We start from the raw sequence: 20,915 nt of genomic DNA, 5'->3' as shown, positions 1-20,915 counted from the left end.
ATGGCCGGGTCCACCCGGGACGGGGGGCGCGGCCCGGCGATGTTGCGACACCGTTTATCACCGAGTCCGGACAGCACTTGATGATCACGGGGCCGGAAAATGTCGATGCGAACTGACACCGGTCAGCTGCTTACGTCCTCGGTAGGGAACCGGGAGGAGGCGCTCTACCGGCGGACCGCCGATATCAGTCCGCCGGGCCGCTCCTCGCGCTGCGGCGGGGTGCTGATCGGGCGGCCGTAGGCGGCAGCGCGCTCGCGCAGGGTGTGGCTGTCGGCCTCCCAGCCGTGCCCGGCCAGCCAGCCCACCGGGTCGTCGGGCATCTCCGAGACCCACATGGACGCCGCCGATCCCGGCACGGCGTCCGCGCCGAAGCGCTCGATCACGCCGCGCGAGCCCAACGTCAGTCCCATCCGACTGCCTGCCGCCGACTGCGCGCTGATCCGGGCCAGCAGCAGCTCCACCGCGTCCTCGGGCAGATAGATCAGCAGTCCTTCGGCGATCCACACGGTCGGCACCGCCGGGTCGTGCCCTGCGGCGGCCAGCGCGCCTGGCCAGTCCTCACGCAGATCCACCGCGACGGTGATCCGCTCGCAGCGTGCGACGGCCCGCTGCTGGCGCAGCACCGAAGCCTTGAAGTCCAGTGGGGCGGCGGTATCGACCTCGAACAGCCGGGTGCCCTCGGGCCACTCCATCCGGAAGGCCCGGCTGTCCATGCCGGCGCCGAGCAGCACGACCTGCCGGACCCCGGACGCGGAGGCCTGCTGCAACAGGTCGTCGAGGAACTTCGTCCTGATGACGATGGAGAACGACACGGCCAGCCGGCGGCGTCGCGCGGCCTCGTCACCGGGCAGCGGCGGCGAGGAGGGCCAAAGGCCGCCGGCGGTGGCGAAGGCCTGTGCCAGTGGGTCGCGGAACAGTGCGTTCTCCCGCTCGGTCTCCAGCGCCCGCGCCCTGGCCGCCCCCACCGCCGTGGCCCACACTCCCGACGGCTGCACCCGCTCCTGCTCATCAGCCACCGCGCCAGCCTAGATGATCGATTCCAAGGGGCCTGATGAGTGGAGCAAGGTTCATGCGCGGCCAGCCGGTCATGCGCGCACACTCGCCGCACTGGTCATGACGGGCAAGAACAGGCGCCTTCCCCTTGACGGCCTCCTGAGCCGACAAATGCGGCTCCCGCCGCCACCCTTGATGCCCTGCGCGCCGAACTTGCCGAACTCGTGGTTCCTCTCCGGCATGCTGAGCCCCCTCTCGTTGTCTTATGCGGTCGGTCGGAGCACGGGCTCCCGCCCCGGGCACCACCTGACGGAGCAGGGGCCGGAGAATCAGGGGCCTGCTCCGTCGCGTGGTGCCTCACTCAGTGGCCCCGGTCCCACGGGATCGGGTACGAGACCGTCGGCGTCGGCCGGGGCCGCGGCCTGTCCCAGTCCGGGAACTTCACCGGATACACGGCGGTCGACCGGGGCACCTTCTTCCCGGAGCCGTCTGCGCTGCCGCTCCCCGTGGTGCCGGCAAATCGACGACCACCAAGGCGATGATGGCCACGACACTCATCTCCCCCCTTGCGCCGGCCGCCCACACCCACACATCAACTCTCGCGGTGATGCAGGCTGCGTGTGTCCGCCGCCAGACCCTGTCACCCCCGTCGGCTACACCGCCGTCGGCGGGTCGATCGTCTGTGACAGCTCGCGGTCGATCGTGGCCGCCGCCGTGCGCAGTACCGCGACCGCCTGGTCGAGGAACGGGTTCGGGTCTCCCGCGCGGCGCACGGCGAACACCCGGCGCACATGGGTGGGGTTGGCGAGGCGGATGAGGTGTACGTCGTCCGACTTGCTCAGGGCGAGTTCAGGCACGATGGCGACGCCGAGCCCGTTCCGTACCAGTTCGAAGGGCAGGTTGTAGTCGTTCGTGCGGAAGATGACCTCGGGGCGGAAGCCTCCCTCGGCGCAGATGTGGAACAAGGAGCGGGCCGCGTCGGTGTCCTCGCGGTAACAGATCCAGCGCTCGGCCGAGAGGTCGGCGACCCGGATGCGTTTGCGGCGGGCGAGGCGGTGTTTCTTGGGGACGAGGACGTACAGCGGCTCCTCGAGGATGAGGGTGCGCTCCAGGTCGGGTGGGTCGTTGCGGGGCACCGTGCCGTATTCGAAGATCACCGCCAGGTCGAGCCGGCCCTCGGCGACGGCGGGCAGGGTGACGGGTGGGTCGCCCTCCTCGTAGCGGACGTCGACGTGCGGGCGGTCGCGCAGGAAGTCGGTGAGGACCGCGGGCATCAGACGGAAGCCTGCCGACCAGAAGCTCCCGAGGTGCAGTCGTCCGCGCTCGGCCGCCGCGAAGGACCGCATCTCGTCCTCGGCTGCCTCCAGATCGGCGAGCAATCTGACGGCTCTGCGGGCGAGTTGGGCACCCGCGGCGGTCGGCCGGACACTGCGCGGCGACCGCTCGAAGAGGGGCACACCGAGGGCCCGTTCGACCGAGGCGATCTGCTGCGAGATCGCGGACGGTGAGTAGCCGAGGCGGCGGGCGGCGGTGCGCAGTGAGCCGGTGGCGACCACGTCTCGGATCGCCTGCAACTGCGTCGGGGTCAGCATCAGGTGAACTTAACAACCGGCCTGGTGCCGCCGCCAGAGTTCGATCCAGGAAGGTTCCCTGTGGGCAGGTGGAGGCCACCCTTCCACTGATTCTCCGCAGGTCGGTACGGAGATCGTCTCCCCTACGAGCAACAGTTCAGCTGAACGACGTGTGCGGCAACGTTCATTCTGCTTCATCTTGTATTGCCGTCCCCGCTGCCGCAGATTGAGCGGCATTGACCGGCCAGGACATGGCCGGCCGACCCAGGGAAGGGCACTGCCATGGAAATACGGCTCCCGGGGCTCCGAGCCCGCCGGTCGAAGCGCGTCGCGTCCGCCGTTGTGGCGCTGGCCGGACTTCTTCCACTGCTCGCGGCGTGTGGCGGCTCGCCCTCGGCCGACGCGGGAGGCAAGGGGCCCGCTGCCGACTCCGGCCCGGCCGCGCAGCGCAAGGACGCGAAGCTCGCGGCACTCCTGCCGCAGAAGGTGCGCGACTCCGGTGAGCTGGTCGTGGCGGAGGGCGACGACTATCCGCCCCTGGTGTCCCTCGGCTCCGACAACAAGACGCTGATCGGCATGGAACCGGAGCTCATGACGGCGGTTGGCCAAGTCCTCGGCGTCAAGGTGAAGTTCTCCAAGGCCAGCTTCGACAGCATCATCGGCGGCGTACAGTCGCGCCGCTACGACCTCGCCATCCAGGCCATGCTGGACAAGCCCGAACGGCAGCAGCACGTCACGTTCGTCGACTACTTCAAGACCAGCAGTGCCATCCTCGTCCAGCAGAAGAACGCCGAGTCCATCGGCTCGCTCGGCGACCTGTGCGGGCGGACGGCCGCCGTGGAGAACGGCACCGCCCAGGTCGACGACGTGGACGCGCAGGCCAAGAAGTGCAAGGCCGCGGGCAAGCCGGCCGCGAAGCCGCTCGTCTTCCCCGACTCCGTCGGCTGCTTCCAGGCCCTGTCCACCGGTCGCGCAGACGCCTTCGTCGGCGGCACGCCCACCGTCGCCTACCAGGCCGAGCAGTCCCACGGCCAGATGAAGCAGGTCGGCAAGCCCTACCGCTTCCTGCCGTACGGAATCCTGGTGAACAAGCAGGACAAGAAGCTGGTCGAGGCGGTGCGGCAGGCCCTCCAGAAGGTGATGGACAACGGCACCTACGGGAAGATCCTCAAGCGCTGGGACGTCGAGTCCGGCGCCCTGGACCGCGCCACGGTGAACGGCGGCGCCACCACATGAGCGAGTCCACTCTCCGCGGCACCGGCATCGCGAAGACGCCCGCGGTCCGCAAGGAGATCGACGCGGTGCCGCTGCGCCGTCCGGGCCGCTGGGTCGCGTCGGCCGCCCTGGCCTTCGTCCTCGTGTTCCTGCTCCAAGGGTGGGCCGCCAACCCGCGCATGCAGTGGGCGACCGTCGGCGACCACCTTTTCGCGCCCGTCGTCCTCGAGGGTCTGGGCACCACGCTCTGGCTGACGGCGGCCGCGATGGCGATCGGCATCGTCGGCGGTGTCGTCCTGGCTGTGATGCGCAGGTCGGACAACTCGCTGCTGTCCCGCCTGAGCTGGCTCTACATCTGGGTCTTCCGCGGCACACCCCTCCTGGTCCAGCTGCTGTTCTGGTACTTCCTCGCCGCGGTCGTGCCCCAGGTCGGGCTCGGCGTGCCGTGGGGGCCGACGTTCGTGGAGTTCGACACGAACCGGCTGGTGACCCAGACGTCGGCGGCCCTGCTCGGTCTCGGACTGCACGAGGCCGCCTACATGGCGGAGATAGTCCGCTCCGGCATCGCCTCCGTGGACGACGGGCAGTCGGAGGCGGCGAACGCCCTCGGCATGACGCATCGTCAGACCCTGCGCCGGATCGTGCTGCCGCAGGCCCTGCGCATCATCATCCCGCCCACCGGCAACCAAGTGATCTCCATGCTCAAGACCACGTCACTGGTCTCGGTGATCGCCGTGCCCGAGCTGCTGACCTCCATCCAGGCCATCTACTCGCGCAACTTCCAGCAGATCCCGCTGCTGACCGTTGCGTGCGCCTGGTACCTGCTGGCCGTGTCGGTCCTGAGCGTCGGCCAGTACTACCTGGAGCGCCGATACGGGCGCGGGGCGAGCCGTGACCTGCCGCCCACCCCGCTCCAGCGCGTGCGCGCCACCTTCGCCGCGCGCCGGCCCGCGCCTCTGGAGGAGCGATGAAGACAAGCACCGCGACGATGGTGCGCGCCGAGGGCGTGCACAAGAGTTTCGGCAGGACCGAGGTGCTCAAGGGGATCGACCTGAGCGTCATGGCGGGCGAGGTGATGTGCCTGGTCGGCCCGTCCGGCTCCGGCAAGTCCACGTTCCTGCGCTGCATCAATCGCTTGGAGACCATCCACGCGGGGCGTCTGTACGTACGCGACGAACTGATCGGTTACGAGGAGCGCGACGGTCGTGTGCACGAACTGGACGACGCGGCGGTGGCCCGCCAAAGGCGCGGCATCGGCATGGTCTTCCAGCGGTTCAACCTGTTCCCGCACATGACGGCGCTGCAGAACGTGATGGAGGCGCCGGTGCAGGTCAGGAAGGAGTCCAAGGTTGAGGCCAGGGAGCGGGCCCAGGCGCTCCTCGCCAGGGTCGGACTTGCCGACCGCGCGCACTCCTACCCCTCGCAGTTGTCGGGCGGTCAGCAGCAGCGCGTGGCGATCGCCCGGGCTCTGGCGATGCGGCCCGAGCTGATGCTGTTCGACGAGCCCACCTCCGCCCTCGACCCCGAGCTCGTGGGCGAGGTCCTCGACGTGATGCGCGCCCTCGCCGACGACGGCATGACGATGATCGTCGTCACGCACGAGATGGGCTTCGCGCGGGAGGTCGGCGACTCCCTCGTGTTCATGGACGGCGGTGTCGTCGTCGAGTCCGGCACGCCGTCGGACGTGCTCGGCTCCCCCCGCCACGGGCGCACTCGGGCGTTCCTCGGCAAGGTCCGCTGACCGGTCCCACGCCACGCCTCCCCCACTCTTCATCCACGCACCGCAAAGGAAGACCCATGCCCCGTGTCCTCGTCATCGGAGCCGGCGTGCTCGGCGCCTCCGTCGCGCACCATCTGGCGGCCGCCGGCGCCCACGTCACAGTGATCGAGGCAGGCGGTCCGGCCGCCGGCACATCCAGCGCCACCTTCTCCATCGACGTCACCCACCTCAAGACCCCGTACACCTACTACGCGTTGAACCGGCGCAGCGCCGAACTACATGTGCGGCTCGGCGACGAGCTGGGCGGAGCCGACTGGCGTCACCCCGTGCCGCTCGTGCAGTGGGGCCACACCGAGCAGGAGCAGCTCGTCATCCGGGAGCGCGCCGAGCGCCTGCGCGGCTGGGGTCACACCTGCAGGGCGGCCGATCCGTCCGAACTGGCCGAGCTGGCCCCGGGCGTGAGCCCTGACGCATGCCGGGCGGACGAGCTCGTCGTCCACGAGCACGCGTCCTGGTACGACGCTCCCCTGTTCGCCCGGCGCCTCCTGGACCGGGCGGCGCTCAACGGCGCGGACATCCGTTACGGGCTGCGGGTGACCGGGGTGCTGCGCGCCGCTGACCGCGTCACCGGAGTGGTGGCCGAGGGCCGCCGTTTCGAGGCGGACTGGGTGGTCAACTGCGCTGGTCCGCAAGCAGGGCGTATCGCCGCGCTGGCCGGCGGGTCGCTGCCGCTCAACCGCGTGCCGGGACTCGTGGGCGAGAGCACGCGGCTGCCGGATCAGGACCGCCTCGGTGCGATCCTGGCGACTCCTGGTGTCGATCTGAGGCCCGCACCCGACGGCCGCGTGGTGTCCATCTCCTGGCCGGTGGACGCCGTACTGCCGGCGGACGTCGAGGGAGCGTCGGGCACGGCACGGCAGGCCGATCCGGCACTGGAACAGGAGCTGCACCGCCTGGGCCGCGAGGTGTACGCCCCCTTGCGCGCCACCGAGATGGCCGGCGTCCGGCTGGGAGTGCGTCCGGTCCCGGCGGACGGGCTGCCGCTGGTGGGCTGTTCGGCGGCATCGCCCGGCCTCTACACGGTCGTCACGCACAGCGGGGTGACGCTGGCGCCGGCGCTCGGCCTGCTCGCCGCGCAGGAACTCATCAGCGGCTCCAGCGTCCCGGACCTGGCGGACTACAGCCCGGACCGCACCCCGGCCACGGACGTCCTCGACGAGAGCGTGCAGGTCATGAGCAACGCGGGGGCGATCACGGCCGCGTGAGGCGGATCCGACGCGCTGGTCTTCGTCCCGGGCGATGCGCGTGGCCAGGCACTTCACCGCCAGGGCGGCGATGACTGACTTGTACCGAGGCATGCTGAGCCGCCGCGGCACCGCCGTCCACCGTCCTCATGTCGGCACCGCCGGCGGAACACTCTGCTGGTCGCCGTCGGCGGCGGCCTCGGGATCGAGTGACACGCCATTGGTCCGCGGCCGGGACGGGCTCGTGCCCCGTCGTATCGCGCTGCGGGTCGCTGACCGGCACCCCCGCACCCGGGTCGCCGCCTGTCGCGGCACAGAGCAATTTGAAGGTCGTCTTGAAGTGGTGGTCGTCCCAGTCGTTCCGGACCAGGAACGCTTGCCCCGGGTGCGCGGAAGCCGGCCGCGCGCCGACGGGCAGGACGGTGACTGCACGGATCCTCCGGAAGGCGCCTCGGTGTGCGACCGGGCACATCAGTCACCGCTCCGGGGCCACCCTGCGCGAACGGCTGTCCAACGCCGGGCTCACCTCCCTGCGCCCACTGCTCGAACTCGCTCTCGCCTTCCACCACACCGTCCGGAGCGACCACGACCAGGTCGACGCCGACCTCGCTCGCCTCGACGAGCTCCGCACCGGCGGCGACCACGCCTTCTACGCGGACCTCACGCGCTTCATGGACGCCCGCCCGAACCACAACTCCTCCGCCCCGGGGCCGAGCTGGCTCGACGGAGAACAGGCCGTGCGGGAACGCTGGCAAGCCCTGGTCCTCGGCCGCCGCGCCTTCGCCCCGCCCGCGTGACCTCCGCCCGAGAAGCGAAGGGCGTGCGGGGAGCCTGGAACCCAGACGCGATTGTGCGCCGGGGACCGGCGGCCGTACTGCGCGTTGCGCTGCAGGGCCCTGCGCTCATGCCCGTGGACTCAGCCGATCCAGGCGATCGGCCTTTCATGGAACGCTCTATCGATCGGTCGTTGAGCGCCTCCAGCCGGTGTGACCCGAGCCGGCCGGCCCCGTTCTCCGGTCTGGCGCACGCGGAACGCCCGGACCGCCGCTGAGGGCGGTCCGGACGTCTTGGGGGGCGGGGCCTTCGCGGGGTCACGCCTGGTCGGCGGTGATCCGGCGGGAGGAGCGCGAGTTGAGGAACAGGGCCAGGAGGGTGCCAGCGATGGCGAAGGGGGTGACCCAGAGGAACCCGGCGCCGGTGGCGTGGGCGAAGGCGTCGAGGACGGCATGGTGGGCGGCCGGTGGCAGGGAGTCCGTCGCGCCGGTCCGGGCAGGGTCGAAGCCGCTCGGCACGTGGATGCCGTGCTGGGCCGTGTAGTGCAGCCGGGAGGCCAGGCCGGTGTTGAGCAGAGTGCCGAAGATCGCGACGCCGAAGGCAGCGCCGGTGGAGCGGGCGAAGGTGACGACAGCGCTGGCGGCGCCGATGTCGGAGGCCGGGACGGAGTTCTGCACGGCGGTCAGGACCACCATGGGCACCATGCCGATACCCACGCCGGTGACCAGGAAGTACGCGCTCAGCGCGAGGGTGCTGGTTTCGACACCGATGGTGCTGAGCAGCAACAGTCCGGCGACGTTGAGCACCATGCCGGCGATCAGGATCGCGCCGACCCGCGCGGGATGGGCTGCCCAGCGTCCGGCCAGCGACTGGCTGACGACCAGGCCGACGACCAGCGGCAACAGGTGCACGCCGGACAGGGTGGCCGAGACACCGTGCACCACCTGGAGGTAGGTGGGCAGGTAGACCAGGACGCTGAACATCGCGACGTTCGCCGCGAAGCCGATCAGCGAGCCGAACACGACGGTCCGTGAACGCAGCATGGACAGCGGCAGGACGGGCGCGGACGCGCGCCGCTCCACGGGCACCAGCAGCGTGCCGAGCACGACCGCGGCGACGATCAGGCCGATGATTCCCGGGGAACCCCAGCCCCAGCGCTCGCCGAAGGAGGTGACCAGGACCAGGGCGGTGGCGATCCCGGCCAGCAGGGTCGCGCCGGCATAATCGATGCGGGCCTTGGCGGAGCGGGCCGCGGCAGGTAGCACCCGGCCGGCCATCAGCAGCGCGACGGCGCCGATGGGCAGGTTGATCAGGAACGCCCATCGCCAGGAGAGCTGGTCGGTGAAGATGCCGCCGAGCAGCGGGCCTGCGATGCTGGCCACACCGTAGACGGAGCCGAACAAGCCTTGGTAGCGGCCGCGTTCGCTGGGTGCAACGATGTCGCCGACGAGCGCGAAGGTCAGCACGATCATGCCGCCGCCACCCACGCCCTGGAGCGCGCGGGCGCCGATGAGCTCGGGCAGGTTCTGCGCCAGGCCGCAGGCGACGGAGGCCACCAGGAACAGCGAGGTCGCGGAGAGGTAGAGGCGCTTGCGGCCGAACATGTCGCCGAGCTTGCCCCACAGCGGGGTGACGGCGGTCGAGGCCAGCAGGTAAGCGGCGCTGACCCAGGCGATGTCCGCGAAGCCGTTGAGGTCGGACGCGATGCGTGGCAGCGCGGTGGAGACGATGGTCTGGTCGAGGGAGGCCAGCAGCACGGCCAACACCAGCACGCTCATGGCGGCGGTGACGCTGGGGCGCCTGCCGTGCGCGCCGGTTCCGGCAGTCGGCTGCGCGCCGGACGCGGCAGCCGCGGTGGAAAGGGGGACCGGTTGGGCCTCGTATGGGATCTGCGGCGCCTCCGAGGGTGCGGACGCCTCGGTCTGGGACATGGGTAAGCCTCCAGTCTGGGGCCACGTCACCGCGGCCCCCGTATGACGGGTAATCAGACAGTGACGGTCTTGTACTCGATGTAGGTGTTCAGGCCGGCGAAGCCGTACTCGCGGCCCAGGCCGCTGGCCTTGAAGCCGCCGAACGGGCCGTCGAAGCCGACGGAGGTGCCGTTGATCGTGACGGTGCCGGTCCGCATGCGGCGGGCGATCACCAGGGCGTGCCCCTCGTCCGCGGACCACACGCCGCCGGACAGGCCGTACTCGGAGTCGTTGGCGATGCGCACGGCGTCGTCCTCGTCCTCGTAGGCGATGACGACCAGCACCGGGCCGAAGATCTCCTCCTGGGCGATCCGCATCGAGTTGTCGACATCGGCGAAGACGGTCGGGGTGACGTAGTAGCCCTTCTCCCGGCCGACGGGTACCTCGGGGCCTCCGGTGACCAGGCGCGCGCCCTCCGTGATGCCGATCTCGATGTAGTCGCGCACCCGCTGCTGCTGGTCGCGGCGGATCATCGGGCCGATGAACGTGTCCGGGTCCTGGGGGTCGCCGACCTTCAGCGACTCGACGACCTCCTTGACGGCCGTCACGACCTCCTCGTAGCGGCTGCGCGGCGCGAGGATGCGGGTATGCGCGATGCACGCCTCACCGTTGTTAAGCAGGGAGGAGAACTTCAGGCCCGCCTTGAACTTCTCCAGGTCCGCGTCGGGCAGGAAGACGGCAGCGGACTTGCCGCCCAGCTCCAGGCTGACCCGCTTGAGCTGCTCGCCCGCGATGGAGGCGATCCGGCGCCCGGCACGGGTCGAGCCGGTGAACGCGACCTTGTCGACGTCGCGGTGAGACACCAGGTACTCGCTGGTCTCGCGGTCGGCCGGCAGCACGCTGATCGTGCCCTCGGGCAACCCGCACTCGGACAGCAGGTCGGCCAGCAGGCCCATGCTCAGAGAGTTCTCCGGGGAGACCTTCAGGATGACCGTGTTGCCGGCCAGCAGCGCCGGAATGATCTTCGCCAGGGAGGCGGAGAACGGCGAGTTCCACGGGATGACGGCGGCGACGACGCCGATGGCCTCCCGGCGGACCACGCTGCGGACGGTGGCCGCAGGGTCGGTGGGCGTCAGGACCTCTTCCCAGGCCAGCTCCTCGGCCGCCTTCAGGTAAGCGTTGGCCTGGCGGGACAGGCCCGGCTGCCCGGCGCGGGTGAACCAGCCGGCCGAGCCGTTCTCCGCGGTGATCACGGCGGCTACCTCCTCGGCGCGAGCCTCACGCAGAGCGTTCAGCCTGCGCAGCACCGCGACCCGCTCGGCCGGCGGGGTGTTCGGCCAGGTGCCCGCGTCGAAGGCGGCACGGGCGATGGCCACCGCCCGGTCCACGTCGGCCGGCTGGGCCTGGGCCGCGCGGCCGACAACCGACTCGTCGTGCGGGGACAGGATGTCGAGCAGCTCCGGGTTGCTCGGCTCGGTCCAGGTGCCGCCGATGAAGAGCCTGTCGTAGGTGATCATGCGCTTTCTCCCAAGTCTGTGGCGGGGATCCCCGCTAACTGTCACTCCAATGTAGCACTTCGCATGAGGAGCTGCACGCAGACGTGGCAATAGATGCGCCTTTCCGCCCAGAGCTGGCTATACTCGTGGCGTGAGAGCCGACGCAGCACGTAACTTGGAAACAGTCCTGACGACCGGTGCACGCATGCTGGCCGCTGATCAGGCCGCGAGCATCACCGCCATCGCGGCGGAGGCCGGAGTGGACCGGCGCACCGTCTACCGGCGCTTCGCCTCGCGCGAGGAGTTGCTGGCAGCCATCTACGAGGCCCGCCTGGCAGCCATCGAGCGGGCCACCCAGGAGGCCCGGCTTCGCGAGGCCCCGGTCACCGTCGCCCTGCACCGCTACGTCGAGGGCATCATCGGGGTCAACCGCACGTGGCCGGTCGACCTGAGCCGGATGCTGGCCGAGGAGTCCGTCCGCCGGCGCCGCGACCAGTCGGTCCGCGAGCTCACCGACTTCCTGCGCCGCGCCACGGACGAGGGCCTGATCCGCTCCGGACTGCCGGACGGATGGGTGAGCACAGTCCTGCCCCAGCTGATGAACATAGCCTCGCGCGAGCTGACGGACCTCAGCCCGGCGCAGGCCGCCGACACGGTGGTCGACACCCTCCTGAACGGACTCGGTACCGGCACCACCGGGGCCACCACACCGCAGGCCCAGCACGCCGCCCACTGACCAGGCGCTCCCCCACGAACCATCGGGCCACAAAAGCGTCGGCTCTCTCGGCGCAAACGTCGTTGTGTTGGTATGCCGAGCCATGGTCAGCGGCTTCTGCCGGATAAGAAGCACTAACAGAAGTCGTTGATCATGCGACTGTCGGCTTGTTGTGTCGTCGTTCTTGGCGTGGGAAAGCGTCAAGCGCGGCCGTGGGTCGTGTCGGGTGAACTGTGGTCGCTGATCGAGCCGTTACTGCCCGCGCCGGGCCCGAAGTTGGGGTCGGGCCCGACTGCGGGTTCCGGCGCCCCGGTGGAGGAATTCCGTTGAATCACCCGTGGGTTCACGCGTTCCGCGAGCGCCCCGTCGGGCGCGGCTGGCGGGCAGGCCGCCTTGCGTTGCGACCGGTCCTGGGCTGGTGTGCCCGCTCCTCGGGTGGACCCGACCGCTGCTGTCTACAGCGCCACCAAGTTCGCCGTGGCAGCCCTGTCCGAAGGGCTGCGGCAGGAGAGCCGGGACGTACGCGTCACTGTCGTCAGCTTCCCGGATTCACGCGGAGTGAGCTGACCGACCGCGGCGGCTCGGCAGAGGCCCAGACCGCCGCACGGGCGGCGGCCGAGCAGCTGGCTATCCCGGCCTCGGCCATCGCTGATGCCATCGCCTTCGCCATAGACCAGCCGGCGAACGTGGACGTCAACGAGCTGATCGTGCGGCCCACCGCGCAGGGCTGACGACCGGTGCCGGGCTCCGCGGCGATCGCGCCTGACAGACGCGGCTCACCCGACCCGGCCGCCTGGCTCCTTCCTCGGGCGTTTGACCGATAACCGACGATGACGGTCTCCGCGCCGTCGACTCCCAGACCGCCGAGTTCGTTATGAACCGGTAGAGGTGCTCCAGGTCACGTAACCAGATCCCGATGGGCAGGTTGGACGGGCCCGTGGTGGCGAACGCGCCGTGCACGGTGGGGTGTTCCGCCAGGGTGCCCACCGCGTCGGGGCGGGCGGAGGCGACGCGCACCATGATGGTGGCATCGATGAGGAGTCCCAGCCGCTTCGGGTCGACCACGTGTAGGACGGGGTCTGTCCGGACACGAAAGGCTCCTCGGTAAGGAGCGGTCGTTCAGCTCTGTGCCTCCTACTCAACTCCAGCTGCGGTTGCGGTTGCGGTCACATCCTTAGCGCCTGCCCAGAACGTCTGCCGAGGGCCGCCAAGCGCCGGTGATGACGGCGGACAGGCGCCTGGCCGCCGGGCACCCGAAACCCCGCAATAGCACTGGCGGTCCGGTAGGGCGACGCTGCCGCACGCATGCCCGCTCCGACTCCGCCTGCGGCGTGCTCACGGAAGGTGACATCGTGTCGGTCTCACAGACCTGCGTGATGTGTCGCTCTCGACACTTGATGCGATAGGCACATAGAGATCCGAGCGGTCACGAACGTCACGAGAAGTTAGCGAGGAGACCTCAGTGTGCTTGCGAGCAGGCGAAAGCCCCGGTCGGCGGATCCTTCCGGACGTGCGGCGTTTCGGCGGCGGAACGCAGGTCCGCGATCATGCGCGTCCTCTTGCTCGCCAGCAGACGGGGCGAGGGGGAACTTGGAGGAGGCTCGGAGCGAGGTGATGGAGGCCCGTTCCCGGGGCGTGTTTGTTGACGGTGTTTGTTGAGGCCCCCTTCACGGAAAACGCATGGTAGCGTCCGTATACAAACTGTATGCGAGGTCTGGGGGTTGTCGTGGTGTCCGGTCGGGAGAAGGCGTACGCGTATCTCAAGGACACGGTGCTGACGGATCCCGAGATGCAGGGGGCCTTCCTGTCGGAGCAGGAGCTGGCCGACCGCATCGGCGTCTCCCGCACCCCCGTCCGGGAAGCGTTGCTGCTGCTCGCGGCCGAAGACCTGGTCGAACTCGTACCCAAGCGGGGCGCCCGGGTGACGCCCCTGACGGGACGGGAGATCCGCGAGCTGATGGAGCTGCGGGGCATCGTCGAACGGTACGCCGCCCAGCAGCTCGTCTCCGGTGGCCGGCCGCCGGTGGAGGAGCTGCGGTCCCTGCTGGAACGCCAGTGCGAACTCACCGGCGCCGAACAGGCCCAGGAGTTCATCTCCGTGGACCACCGGTTCCACTCGCTACTGGTGTCGGCCGTCGGAAACGCCCTCCTCGACCGGCACTACGACGGCCTGCGCAGCCGCCAGGTGCGCGCGGGCGTGGTGGCCCTCTACAGCCAACAGGGGCGCCAGGAAGGCGTGCTGGAAGAGCACGGAGCCATCCTGGACGCCCTGGTCGCCGGTGACGCGCAGTCCGCATGTGCCGCGATCGACCACCATCTGCAGTCGACTCTGAAGGTACTGCTCGCAGGCTAGGACCCTGCTGCCTCCGGACCGGGAGCCACCCTCGCCCGACAGCCGCTGTCGTCGACGCCGGGTGGGCTGCCCGGGTAGGTGATCACGAGCATGGTGACGCCGTGCCCCGCGGTCCAGGGGCCGTGCGGCATCCCCGGTGGGCGGCAGGCGTACATGCCCGCGGTGAAGGTCCGGCCTAGCGTCACGTCGTGCAACTCTCCCTCGACAAGGTAAACCTCCTCCCAGAAGTCGTGGCGTGTCACGCCCTGGGCCGAGGTGTCGGTGCCCGGCGCCCAGCGGACGAGCACGGTCCGGCATCCGCGGCCGGCGTCCTCCGCCAGGACTCGCTCCTCAACGCCGAGACCGGCGCCGGCCGGGGCACGCCACGGTCCGTCAGGGACGTGGAACTCCAGCTCGGGCTTGTTCACCGCCACACCTCCGGCCGACGGTTGGCCAGCACGGAGATCTTCTCCCTGACCGCGGTGACCTCGTCGGCGTCCAGGTCAGCCACCAACAGCTCCGGTTCGGCGCCCAGAGCGTGCCGGACACTCCCGTCGGGTCCGACGAGGCGGCTGTGGCCGATGCCCGTCGGCGCGGTGCCCGCCTCGGTGCCGGGGTCCGCCTGATCGACGGCGGCGAGCCAGACGGTGGCGTCCAGGGCCCGAGAGCGCACCAGCAGCTCCCACTGGTCGAGCTTGCCGGGACCCGCGCCCCAGGAGGCCGCCAGCAGCGTGGCGACGGCTCCGGCGTCGGCGTGGGCCCGGAACAGTTCTGGGAAGCGGACGTCGTAACAGGTGGCCAGGCCAAGTCGTACGCCGCCCACGTCGATCACCGTGGTGCCAGAGCCCGCGGCGACGGTGTCGGACTCGCGGTAGCCGAAGGCGTCGTAGAGGTGGATCTTGTCGTACGACGCTTCGACCCCCGGTCCGGTTGCCAGGAGGGTGTTGGCCACCCTGCCGGCGAGGGCCGGGGTGAACATGCCGGCCACGACGACAGTGCCGGTGGCCCGGGCGATGTCCCGCACCCCGTCGGCCCATGGTCCGTCCAGGGGCTGGGCGAGCGGGGCCAGCGGGGTGCCGAAGCAGGCCATCGACGCCTCGGGGAAGACGACGACGCTGGCTCCGGCGTCCGCGGCCCGCCGCGTCCACTCCTCGACGAGCCGGAGGTTCTTCTCGGGGTCGGGACCGGTAATGAGCTGGCTCAGGGCGATCCGCATGGTGCGGCTCCTCCGTATCGGGCGTATCGGGATCAGCGAGTTGTGCGGTCAGCGGGAGGCAGTGGCGTCCGCCGCGTGGCGGGCTGCCGGCGCGGCGAGACGGGCGTCCTCGTCGACGGCGGCTGCGGGGCCGCGTCCCAAGCAGACCCCGGCCAGGGAGACCGCCGAGGCGACCGCGATGTACCCGGCCAGCGGTATCCAGGTGCCGTAGGTACTCAGCAGCGTGGTGAACAGCAAAGGAGCGATGGCACCGCCGATGATCCCCGCCAGGGTGTAGGCCAGGGACGAGCCGGTGTAGCGCAGCCGGGGCGAGAACTGCTCGGCGATGAAGGCGGCCTGCGGTCCGTAGAGGCAGCAGTGGATCACGAGGCCCACGACGACGCCGGTGGCCAGCGGGAACCAGGTTCCGCCGCCGATCATCGGGAAGAACACGAAGGGCCACACACCGGCGGCCACCGCGGCGCAGCCGTACAGCAGGCGGCGATCGATGCGGTCCGAGACGGCGCCGGCCAGCGGCATGAGGAAGACCTGGAGCGAGGAGCCGATGAGGACGGCCGCGAGGGCGGAGCCGCGCGACATGCCGAGTTCCCCGGTGGCGTACGTCAGGACGAAGACGGTGAACATGGCGTACAGCACGTCGGGGCCGACGCGGCAGAGGATCGCGGCGAGCAGGGCGCGGGGCTGGGTAGTGAAAACCTCACGGATCGGCGCCTCGGGCCGGGTGTGCTCGGCCTCCATCGCCTTGAACACCGGAGTCTCCTCGAGCTTCGCCCGGATCCACAGCCCGAACGCGACGAGGACGCCGGAGAACAGGAACGCCACGCGCCAGCCCCAGGACTCGAACTGCGCCTCGGTCAGCAGCGCGCCGAGGGCGGCCAGGACGCCGTTGGCCAGCAGGTTGCCGGCGGGCGGGCCGACCTGCGCGGCGGACGCGTAGAAGCCCCGCCGTCGTGGGTCCCCGAACTCGCTGGACAGCAGTACCGCGCCGCCCCACTCGCCGCCGACGCCGACGCCCTGGGCGAAGCGCAGCACGACCAGGGCGATTGGGGCGGCTACGCCTGCCGTCGAGTACGCGGGCAGGATGCCGATCAGGAAGGTGGCCACGCCGATGAGCACCAGGGTGGCGATCAGCACCTTCTTGCGGCCGATCACATCACCGAGGCGACCGAAAACGAACCCGCCGAGCGGGCGGGAGATGTACCCGACCGCATAGGTGGAGAACGCGAGGAGTGTGCCGGTGAGCGGGTCCTCTGAGGGAAAGAACAGGTCACCGAAGACCAGGGCCGCGGCGGCGGAGTAGACGGCGAAGTCGTACCACTCCAGGGCCGTGCCGGTCAGGCTCGCGACGAAGGCCCGGCGGACGCCGGATCGCCTCTCGGACGCCTTCGCGTCCTCTTGCGGGGTGTCGTGCATGGTTCTCATCCTTGCTCGGGAGACATCGACCTTCAGGCATACTTCTTGTATACAGATCGTATGCGCAAGCCCTGCGCGAGAAGTTAACCGCGGAGAAATCCGCATCAGGATCCGGATCCGCGGACCGTCACCCGATCTCTTGGAGTGCCCTCATGGCTGTGCTGACCTTCGAACTTCCCGACGGATCGACCCGCGAGGTCGACGTCGTCCAGGTTCTCAACGCCGGGTACGCCGGGCGCAGCCAGGAGGATGTCGCCGCGCACGTCGCGGAACTCGCCGAGCTGGGCGTGCCCGGCCCGTCCGTGACACCGGCCCTTTACCCGGTCTCCCCCTACCTGGCCCAGCAGACCGACCGGATCCAGGCACAGCACGGACACACCTCCGGTGAGGCGGAGTGGGCCCTCGTCGTGGCAAACGGCGGGGAGCTGCTGCTGACGGCCGCCTGCGACCACACCGACCGCGATCTGGAGGTGCACGGCGTGGCCTGGAGCAAGAACGCCGGACCCGATGTCCTCGCACGGCGCGCCTGGCGCCTGGCCGACGTGGGGTCCCGCATCGACCAGCTCACCCTGCGCGCCTGGGTCACCCACGGCGGCACGCGGACCGAGATCCAGCACGGCACCCTCGCCGACCTCCTGACGCCCGCCTACTGGGTCGACGTGCTGCGCTCCCGCGGCGCGCTCACGCCCGGCACCGTTCTGATCTCCGGGACCATCCCCATGATCCCCGGCGTCGACCAGTTCGCGGACGGCTGGAGCGTGGAACTGACCGATCCCGCCGCCGGGGACACCATTCGCCTCGCTTACGACGTCCAGCCCATGCCGGCCCCCATCGGCTGACGCACCGCCCGCCTGCGATCAGGGAGGTGGCAGTCCTCCACGCCGTCGAGGACTGCCACCTCCCTTGCGCGCTGCGGACATGGGCCGCGCGATCTGATCCAGCTCGTCGGTCTCGACGACTATGAACTCCCCCTCGGCGAGCTCGTAGCCCTTGACGATGTTCTCGGACGGTACTTCCCTGCCGGTGCGTTGGTTGACGCGCCGCTTGCGGACCAGTCAGCGGTGCCGGGCTGCAGCTGGTGGAAGCGGGCCATGTGGTCCTCGGTCGCCATGTACAGGCCCACGCGCACCGTAACCAATCCCAGCGTCACGACTCCGCTCCAGACGGGTCGTGGCATCACGTTTCGCCTCGCTTTCTGTTCCTGGTGTGACCGCGCCACGGCTCACTCAGCGGTGCGCCCTGGTCGGCGGCGGTTTCGGCGCGGCGACGGGCCTCCCGGAACCGGCGGTCCGCGGCACGGGCCTGTTCGCGCGCCTTTCGCACGGCCGCCGCAGCCTGGCGCTGTTCCTCCTCGAGGCGCTTCAGTTCCTCCGCCAGCTCGCTGACGCGCTTACGGGCAGGCATTCGGCGAGCAGATCGACGATGTCGCGCCAGGCTCGCTGTGCGTCCTTCGTCCGCACCAAGCAAGCCGAGGCGGCCCGGATCAGGCGCCCGCGCAGTACGCCGACGGCGCGCACGCCTGCCGCGGCGGCCGCCTTCATGTCCCAGACCGTGTCCCCCACGAACACCGCGTCGGAGGCATCCGTCTCCGCGAGCTCCAGCGCCCGGTGAACCGGGTCGGGGGCCGGCTTGCCCTGCGCCACGTCGTCCGCGCTCGCCACCCCCGAGATCACGTCGTCCGCGTCGATGGCGCGGCGCAGCGCCTTCAGCTCCGGCCCCCCGGCGGAGGTGGCGAGGACGATGCGCCAGCCCCGGCCGGCCAGCTCCCTCAACAGGTCCTGGGTTCCGTCCAACGGCGGCAGCCGGCCGAAGTACGTGCCGTACAGCGTTGTGTGCGCGGTGCTGAGGGTCTCGTCCTGGTCCTGGTCGCGGTCCTCGCCGAGGAGGTGGGCGAGCAGGTCCTCGGATCCGAGGCCGATCGCGCGGTGGATGTCGTGCATCGTGACGTTGTGTCCGGCCTGCCGCAGCGCCTCCCACCACGTGACGACACGGAGGTGGTTGGTGTCGACGAGTGTGCCGTCGACGTCGAACAGAACCGCGCGCGCCATATGCCCTACGCCCTTCGATGCGTCATGCCGGAAACATTCGGAAGCGTGTGGAGACGTTGGGAACCATCCTCGCCTCCGAGCATGCCGTTTCCCCGTCGCCACACCTCGCGACGCTCGCTCGGCGTCGAGAACCGAGCCCGCCGCTGTGCCGCCGGAGGGAGCCGAGGGGACGTCTCACGCCGCGTGACGCGGGCTGTCCGCCGCGGACTTCACTTCGGCGGGAGAGAGCGGCACGGCGCGCAGATAGCCCTTGTACGGCATACGCGCCGTGGCCCCCCTGGCCTGTCTGGGCTCCCCGACGTCCTCGGCCTCCTTGGTCGCCTTCACGGTTCCGAGCAAAAGCTCCTCGTAGCGGGCAAGAGCGAGGATCAGCCACAGCATCACGAGAGGCAGGGCGAGCGGGATCACAAGCACGACGACTCCTCGGCCGAAGGCGTTCGACGAACCGGGTAACCTCCGCCCCGACGTCGAAACCTCCTGCTCCCGCTATAACCGGCCCCACTGGTTTCCGTCCTCCGCACAGGGGCACCCGCCGCCGAGCACCCGGTCCGGAAGCAGGACCGGAGCAGACCCCCAGCACGAGCAACTTTTGACGGCCTGACAGGAGGCAACCATGGAATGGGCACACAGGGCGGCGTGCGTCGACGCGGATCCCGATCTCTTCTTCCCGGTCGGCACGATGGGGCCGGCGGAACAGGAGACACTGGCGGCGAAACAGATCTGCTTCCGCTGCCCAGTGATCGACGAGTGCCTCGCTTGGGCACTCGAGACCGGGCAGGCATCAGGCGTGTGGGGCGGAACGAGTGAGCAGGAGCGGGCGGTCGTGCAACAGGCCTGCCACGTATAGCGAGGTGTTTGCGGACGACCTGTCAGCTGCCGCGGTAGCCGCGAGCCTGGATCTCCATGAACAGCCGGGTGCCGCTGACCTGGCCTTGGGCTTCGGTAAAGCGGGCGTTGAGGTATGCCTTGAACGGCTCCAGGACGCCGCCCGGGCGGCGCTCGCGGGCGGAGGCCATCAGCTCGTCGAAGTCGGTGTCGCGGAAGCGGCGCACGGTTTTGCGGTCAAGATGCAGACGGCGGGCGATGGCGCCGATGGTCCAGCGTTTGTCCAGCAGGCGGTGGATGTCCTCGTAGCGGTGGCGGGTGCGTTCGATGATCTGGGTGCGGGGCAGTTCCGCGGGCGGTAAGAGCATCGGGGGGCGGCTCCGGCGCCTCGGACCCCGTCTCCTCCTTGCGCAGGCAGTCGCGGTGCTGGTGGCAGGTCTCCTCCACCGCGGCGGACAGGTTCTGCAACAGGTGTCAGCGATCAGCGACTTCCAGGGCATGAGGGGCGGCTTCCTTGACTGCCTTTGTGTAGGCGGTGGCCCGGTCCCGGCAGATGATCTCAACTCCGGGATGCTCGGTAAGCCAGGCCCCGAGCGATTCGGAGGTGCGATCGGGCAGCAGTCCACGACTCGGCCGGCCTCGACGTTGACCAGCACGGTGCCGTAGGAGCAACCCTTGCGGAAGGCGAACTCGTCCACCCCCGGTACCCGCGACCGTCGGCGCCGTCAACAGCCTGAGCGGCCGGGTCCGGCCCGCGACCAGTCGCAGGCGGCGGCACAACCAGGCGGCCGGACGGCCGCGGAGCTCGATCGCGATCGACCGCAGCCAGCCTGCCAGACCGGTGGTGGAGCGGCGGTGCCGTTCGGACAGTCCCGGTACCTGCTCGACGAACGTCTTGCGGGAACAGCTCTTCCGGTCGCAGAAGTACCGGTGACCCGCAGTCGGACTATGACCCGGCGGAATCCCAACGGTCTTTCATCCAGGGCACGTTGATACGTGCTGCGTGTGCGTCTCGCCTGTTTCCGGCAGTCCGGGCACCGGCCGGGGCGAGCGGTGGACACCGCATCCACCACAAGGACGTCGGAGGAGTCGCTGACGCACTCCACTCGCACATCGATCCCGGGAAACAGCACAGCCTCGACCGTCTCGCTCGCCATGCCCGGGACATACCCTGCCGAAACGTTCGCTCGCTCACTTCGCTGACCTGGGGCCTCCTGTAACTCCCGTCACGCCTGGCGGCGTGAAAATCGGTGTGCGCCGGACTCCTTGAGTTGAGTGCTTCCAGGCGCCCTGCCGATCGAGACGGGTGCGCCTTGACCATGGACGCGGGGGCTGTCCGCGCACGTCGATGGCGTTTGGGCCGGTGCGCCCGAGAAAGAGTCTGACGCGGGAGCCAGCCAGGGGTCGCCAACTGTTGCCTCGTGCACGCCGATCAGCCTTTCC

Annotated in this window: 20 protein-coding genes and 1 pseudogene; 10 read left to right on the top strand and 11 right to left on the bottom strand. The window is 70.1% G+C overall.

All coding sequences use genetic code 11. From position 1 onward, the window contains the following. Positions 1-164 precede the first annotated feature (164 nt). Both ACY0PA_RS42655 and ACY0PA_RS42650 read right to left on the bottom strand, forming a co-directional pair. Entirely contained in the window at positions 165-980 is an 816-nt protein-coding gene (locus ACY0PA_RS42655; protein ID WP_473086613.1) for a class I SAM-dependent methyltransferase, read from the bottom strand. 666 nt (positions 981-1,646) lie between these two features. Then, complete coding sequence (locus ACY0PA_RS42650) at positions 1,647-2,585, bottom strand: LysR family transcriptional regulator (protein ID WP_383548191.1); 939 nt, start codon at positions 2,583-2,585, stop codon at positions 1,647-1,649. Between the two features lie 261 nt (positions 2,586-2,846). On the opposite strand from ACY0PA_RS42650, the gene ACY0PA_RS42645 reads away from it, so the two are divergent. From ACY0PA_RS42645 to ACY0PA_RS42625, 5 genes are all read left to right on the top strand, one after another. Continuing rightward, entirely contained in the window at positions 2,847-3,800 is a 954-nt protein-coding gene (locus ACY0PA_RS42645) for an ABC transporter substrate-binding protein (protein WP_473082683.1), read from the top strand. Further along, complete coding sequence (locus tag ACY0PA_RS42640; RefSeq protein WP_473082682.1) at positions 3,797-4,750, top strand: amino acid ABC transporter permease; 954 nt, start codon at positions 3,797-3,799, stop codon at positions 4,748-4,750. The genes ACY0PA_RS42645 and ACY0PA_RS42640 overlap by 4 nt, the downstream gene beginning before the upstream one ends. After that, entirely contained in the window at positions 4,747-5,520 is a 774-nt protein-coding gene (locus ACY0PA_RS42635) for an amino acid ABC transporter ATP-binding protein (protein WP_473082681.1), read from the top strand. The genes ACY0PA_RS42640 and ACY0PA_RS42635 overlap by 4 nt, the downstream gene beginning before the upstream one ends. A 56-nt stretch (positions 5,521-5,576) precedes the next feature. Further along, positions 5,577-6,764 (top strand): NAD(P)/FAD-dependent oxidoreductase, encoded by a 1,188-nt coding sequence (locus ACY0PA_RS42630; protein WP_473082680.1) that lies wholly within the window; start codon positions 5,577-5,579, stop codon positions 6,762-6,764. A 401-nt stretch (positions 6,765-7,165) separates the two neighbouring features. Next, positions 7,166-7,540 (top strand): hypothetical protein, encoded by a 375-nt coding sequence (locus ACY0PA_RS42625; RefSeq protein ID WP_473082679.1) that lies wholly within the window; start codon positions 7,166-7,168, stop codon positions 7,538-7,540. 294 nt (positions 7,541-7,834) lie between these two features. Here the strand turns inward: ACY0PA_RS42625 and ACY0PA_RS42620 are convergent, their stop codons facing one another. Beyond that, complete coding sequence (locus ACY0PA_RS42620) at positions 7,835-9,448, bottom strand: MDR family MFS transporter (protein WP_473082678.1); 1,614 nt, start codon at positions 9,446-9,448, stop codon at positions 7,835-7,837. Between the two features lie 53 nt (positions 9,449-9,501). Beyond that, positions 9,502-10,944 carry an aldehyde dehydrogenase gene (locus ACY0PA_RS42615; protein ID WP_473082677.1) on the bottom strand — a complete coding sequence of 481 codons (1,443 nt, stop codon included), beginning with the start codon at positions 10,942-10,944 and terminating at the stop codon, positions 9,502-9,504. 184 nt (positions 10,945-11,128) lie between these two features. Here ACY0PA_RS42615 and ACY0PA_RS42610 point away from each other — a divergent pair, with 184 nt between their 5' ends. From ACY0PA_RS42610 to ACY0PA_RS42600, 3 genes and pseudogenes are all read left to right on the top strand, one after another. Next, positions 11,129-11,659: a TetR/AcrR family transcriptional regulator gene (locus tag ACY0PA_RS42610; protein ID WP_473082676.1), complete on the top strand. Its 531-nt coding sequence runs from the start codon at positions 11,129-11,131 to the stop codon at positions 11,657-11,659. 393 nt (positions 11,660-12,052) lie between these two features. Then, positions 12,053-12,369, top strand: a pseudogene (locus tag ACY0PA_RS42605) (SDR family NAD(P)-dependent oxidoreductase); the annotation flags it as partial. Between the two features lie 974 nt (positions 12,370-13,343). Beyond that, on the top strand, positions 13,344-13,991 hold the full coding sequence (locus ACY0PA_RS42600; protein ID WP_473082675.1) for a GntR family transcriptional regulator: 648 nt from the start codon (positions 13,344-13,346) through the stop codon (positions 13,989-13,991). On the opposite strand, the gene ACY0PA_RS42595 is transcribed toward ACY0PA_RS42600, so the two are convergent. Genes ACY0PA_RS42595 through ACY0PA_RS42585 form a run of 3 tightly spaced genes read right to left on the bottom strand, consistent with a single transcriptional unit; the run spans position 13,988 to position 16,599 of the window. Beyond that, entirely contained in the window at positions 13,988-14,398 is a 411-nt protein-coding gene (locus tag ACY0PA_RS42595) for a cupin domain-containing protein (RefSeq protein ID WP_473082674.1), read from the bottom strand. The genes ACY0PA_RS42600 and ACY0PA_RS42595 overlap by 4 nt on opposite strands. Then, positions 14,395-15,186 carry a carbon-nitrogen hydrolase family protein gene (locus ACY0PA_RS42590; protein WP_473082673.1) on the bottom strand — a complete coding sequence of 264 codons (792 nt, stop codon included), beginning with the start codon at positions 15,184-15,186 and terminating at the stop codon, positions 14,395-14,397. The genes ACY0PA_RS42595 and ACY0PA_RS42590 overlap by 4 nt, the downstream gene beginning before the upstream one ends. A gap of 48 nt (positions 15,187-15,234) precedes the next feature. Next, positions 15,235-16,599 carry an MFS transporter gene (locus ACY0PA_RS42585; RefSeq protein WP_473082672.1) on the bottom strand — a complete coding sequence of 455 codons (1,365 nt, stop codon included), beginning with the start codon at positions 16,597-16,599 and terminating at the stop codon, positions 15,235-15,237. A 152-nt stretch (positions 16,600-16,751) separates the two neighbouring features. Here ACY0PA_RS42585 and ACY0PA_RS42580 point away from each other — a divergent pair, with 152 nt between their 5' ends. Continuing rightward, the gene (locus tag ACY0PA_RS42580) at positions 16,752-17,438 is read left to right on the top strand and encodes a DUF2848 domain-containing protein (protein WP_473082671.1); all 687 of its coding nucleotides are present in this window, start codon (positions 16,752-16,754) and stop codon (positions 17,436-17,438) included. An 18-nt stretch (positions 17,439-17,456) separates the two neighbouring features. Here ACY0PA_RS42580 and ACY0PA_RS42575 read toward each other — a convergent pair whose 3' ends face one another. The 3 genes from ACY0PA_RS42575 to ACY0PA_RS42565 form a co-directional block, all read right to left on the bottom strand. Further along, a complete protein-coding gene (locus tag ACY0PA_RS42575; RefSeq protein WP_473086612.1) occupies positions 17,457-17,597 on the bottom strand; it encodes a hypothetical protein in 141 nt (46 codons plus the stop codon). Positions 17,598-17,960: 363 nt separating this feature from the next. Then, complete coding sequence (locus tag ACY0PA_RS42570; protein WP_473082670.1) at positions 17,961-18,647, bottom strand: HAD family hydrolase; 687 nt, start codon at positions 18,645-18,647, stop codon at positions 17,961-17,963. Positions 18,648-18,821: 174 nt separating this feature from the next. Beyond that, on the bottom strand, positions 18,822-19,061 hold the full coding sequence (locus tag ACY0PA_RS42565) for a hypothetical protein (protein ID WP_473082669.1): 240 nt from the start codon (positions 19,059-19,061) through the stop codon (positions 18,822-18,824). 199 nt (positions 19,062-19,260) lie between these two features. Between ACY0PA_RS42565 and ACY0PA_RS42560 the strand changes: the two genes are divergently transcribed. Further along, positions 19,261-19,494, top strand: a complete 234-nt coding sequence (locus ACY0PA_RS42560; RefSeq protein ID WP_473082668.1) for a WhiB family transcriptional regulator — start codon at positions 19,261-19,263, stop codon at positions 19,492-19,494. A gap of 22 nt (positions 19,495-19,516) precedes the next feature. Here ACY0PA_RS42560 and ACY0PA_RS42555 read toward each other — a convergent pair whose 3' ends face one another. Continuing rightward, complete coding sequence (locus ACY0PA_RS42555; protein WP_473082667.1) at positions 19,517-19,840, bottom strand: hypothetical protein; 324 nt, start codon at positions 19,838-19,840, stop codon at positions 19,517-19,519. Between the last annotated feature and the right edge of the window lie 1,075 nt (positions 19,841-20,915).

This window comes from Streptomyces sp. DS1-CR2 (genome assembly GCF_055760475.1).
The sequence above is the reverse complement of the archived record's forward strand: the minus strand, read 5'-3'. Positions and strand labels throughout refer to the sequence as shown.